The following is a 1,256-nucleotide window of genomic DNA, read 5'->3' as shown; positions in this document are numbered from 1 at the left end:
CGTGGCCTTCAAGTAGCTAATTCAGGCGCACCTATTTCTGTACCGGTTGGTACGGAAACGCTAGGTCGTATCATGGACGTTCTTGGACGTCCAATCGACGAGCGCGGTGAAATCGGTGAGCAAGAGCGTATGCCTATCCACCGTAAAGCACCAACCTACGCTGAGCAGGCAGCAAGTGCTGAGCTTCTCGAAACAGGCATCAAGGTAATCGACTTGGTCTGCCCATTTGCGAAAGGTGGTAAAGTCGGTCTGTTCGGTGGTGCCGGTGTTGGTAAAACCGTAAACATGATGGAGCTTATCAACAACATAGCTTTGAAGCACTCAGGACTTTCTGTATTTGCAGGTGTTGGCGAGCGTACTCGAGAAGGTAACGATTTCTACCACGAGATGCAGGAAGCAGGCGTTGTTAACTTGGAGAACCCTACGGAATCCAAGGTAGCAATGGTTTACGGACAGATGAACGAGCCGCCAGGAAACAGACTTCGTGTTGCTCTGACCGGTCTGACTATGGCTGAGAAGTTCCGTGATGAAGGTAAAGATGTACTACTGTTCGTAGACAACATCTATCGTTACACGCTAGCGGGTACAGAGGTATCGGCCCTACTTGGTCGTATGCCTTCAGCGGTAGGTTACCAGCCTACACTCGCAGAAGAGATGGGTGTACTTCAAGAGCGCATCACGTCTACGAAGACGGGTTCGATCACGTCAATTCAGGCGGTATACGTACCGGCAGATGACTTGACTGACCCTTCACCAGCAACGACATTCTCGCACCTTGATGCGACTGTCGTATTGAGCCGTGACATTGCATCAAAGGGTATCTACCCTGCAATCGATCCACTTGATTCTACATCACGTCAGCTTGACCCATTAGTAATTGGTCAGGAACATTACGACGTAGCACGTGGTGTTCAGACAGTTCTTCAGCGTTATGCAGAATTGAAAGATATTATCGCGATTCTTGGTATGGACGAGTTATCTGAAGAAGATAAGCAGACGGTTGCTCGTGCACGTAAGATCGAGCGTTTCTTGTCTCAGCCATTCCACGTAGCGGAAGTCTTCACAGGTTCTCCTGGTAAGTACGTGTCTCTAGCCGAGACGATTCGTGGTTTCCAAGGTATTTTGGGCGGCGAGTACGATGACCTTCCAGAGCAAGCGTTCTATATGGTTGGTTCAATCGAAGAAGCGGTAGAAAAAGCCAAGAACATGTAATCTGAGTGACTGGTTGAAGCCTTACGCTTCACCAGTCTCTACCG

At 49.4% G+C, this 1,256-nt stretch carries 1 protein-coding gene; it reads left to right on the top strand.

Going from position 1 to position 1,256, the window contains the following annotated elements:
* Positions 1-1,212, top strand: a 1,212-nt coding sequence (gene atpD / locus A3750_RS16395; RefSeq protein ID WP_068548470.1) for a F0F1 ATP synthase subunit beta, incomplete at its 5' end; no start/stop codon positions are given.
* Positions 1,213-1,256: the final 44 nt, after the last annotated feature.

The sequence above is a fragment of the Oleiphilus sp. HI0079 genome (assembly GCF_001635105.1).
Note: the sequence above shows the minus strand (reverse complement) of the source record. Positions and strands in the feature narration are given on the sequence as shown.